The organism is Microcystis sp. M53603_WE2 (genome assembly GCF_030065435.1).
The window spans coordinates 1-1,624 of the sequence record NZ_JASJFF010000264.1; the positions used below are offsets into that span (position 1 = coordinate 1).

General features: G+C 52.6%; 3 protein-coding genes and 1 pseudogene. All 4 read right to left on the reverse strand.

Translation table 11 applies throughout. The features are described 5' to 3' along the window. On the reverse strand, positions 1 to 545 hold a 545-nt coding region (locus tag PX481_RS05775; RefSeq protein WP_288093959.1), incomplete at its 3' end, for a type IV pilin-like G/H family protein. Positions 546 to 569: 24 nt separating this feature from the next. Continuing rightward, positions 570 to 1,262, reverse strand: a complete 693-nt coding sequence (locus PX481_RS05780) for an RNA-binding protein (RefSeq protein WP_190359668.1) — start codon at positions 1,260 to 1,262, stop codon at positions 570 to 572. A gap of 20 nt (positions 1,263 to 1,282) precedes the next feature. Continuing rightward, positions 1,283 to 1,507 (reverse strand): hypothetical protein, encoded by a 225-nt coding sequence (locus PX481_RS05785; protein ID WP_288093960.1) that lies wholly within the window; start codon positions 1,505 to 1,507, stop codon positions 1,283 to 1,285. Beyond that, positions 1,464 to 1,624 (reverse strand): annotated as a pseudogene (locus tag PX481_RS05790) (RNA-guided endonuclease TnpB family protein); the annotation flags it as partial. The pseudogene PX481_RS05790 and the gene PX481_RS05785, both read right to left, overlap by 44 nt.

A 1,624-nucleotide genomic window follows, 5' to 3' on the forward strand; every position in this document is an offset into this window, starting at 1 on the left:
AGCTCAGCATCCCTATAAAACTCAAATCTTGGACTTCCATTCCTGCAAAACCCAATGGGCAACTCGTTCACTCTATTTTGAGGGACAGAAGCGAAATCAATTCTGTATCCTACACTACCGTTTGAATTTGGAATTGCTGGACCGGGATTGGTATTCTGACAGATAATCGTCGTGATTTTCGGGTCTTGGTTAGGAGTGATAAAAGCCGCACCCACATAAGCTTTTAGCTGATTGCTGACGGTTGAGCGAGCGGGGATAACGTAGCTATAGGCGGCCTCGGAAGTGGTGCGAATGGCATAATCAAAGGTTTTCGGCAAAGTAACCCCGAAATCATCTTGAACATTGTCAACTTTCGCTCGAAAATTACCGTTATTCTGATAATAGGTGCGCTGTCCCTCGGTCATCTTGGCGACGGCTTGCAAAGCGGCGTTTTGGTCTTGAGCGATCGAATTACCTGTTTGACTTAGAGTCAGATTCCCTGTAGCGAGGAGAGCGAGAGAACTAACAAGGAAAGCGAGGGAAAAATGTCGGTTAGGTTTTCTCATGGGATATTCAAGGCTAATAAATCTTTAAAAAGGTGCGGTCACGACCCGATAGTAAACCCCGTTAGCACCGTAGGCGGGACTTAACCAAGCCGTACCGCAGCGGTAATAAGTGCTTGTACCAACTGGGTTATAAACGCATCCCCCTGGGAGGTTAGTATAGATCGCTCCGAGGGCGTAGGCACTGCCCGCCGCAAAGCCCGCATTGTAGGATTCCGCTTGATTGGCAGTGGCAGCCGTTGCGCCGAGGGCGACTCCCGTGGTGGCCGCCGCTCCGGCCGCGGCCCAACCACCGCAGTTATAACAGCCCGCACCGTAGTAACTATTGACAACGGTGGGCGGATGATAGGTGGCGTAGGTGCCGCCGTAGTAGGTGCCGTGATAGCCATAAACTGAGGTTCCGTAGGGGGTAGTACCGCTCCAAGAACCGTCCCCACCGGAGGCCGAGCCACCCCGATAGCCGTTGACACCCCAAGAACCATCGTCCCCGGAGGCAGTGGTGCCACGGAATCCCGTCCCACTCCAAGAACCGTCACCACCGGAGGCCGAGCCACCCCGATAGCCGGAGGCACTCCAAGAACCATCACCCCCGGAGGCGGTACCGCGAAAACCGGAGGCACTCCAAGAACCTCCCCCGGCATGGAACCAAGCGGCGGCCGGTGAGGAAGCAAGCAGTATAGTGGTTAGAAAACCCATGACACCAAAAACGAGATTTTTCATCAGCGAAATCCTCCAGATATTTAAGGTTGGGGAGAGGGAGCTAAAGCCGGGGGTTCGGGACGAGCGAAAGGAATCGGTTTAGCTTGATTGCTATTAGTAAAGGTAAAGGTGTTCGGAGCGATCGGAATATCGAGTTGCCAGTTATCAAAGGCTACCTGTTGACATCCTCGCCGCCGTAAAACGGACGGCGATTCCCAAACCTCACGATTTGGGTTTCTGCTTCTGTCCCGAAGGATTTTTCGCACCTGCCTTAACAGATTTACTCTGTTCTGGTCTTATAGTCGCTCCACAGACTGACACCGCAAGCCCTGCGGCCAAAATATTTTTACTAGCGTTAATATCTCGGTCATGGTGAGTCCCAC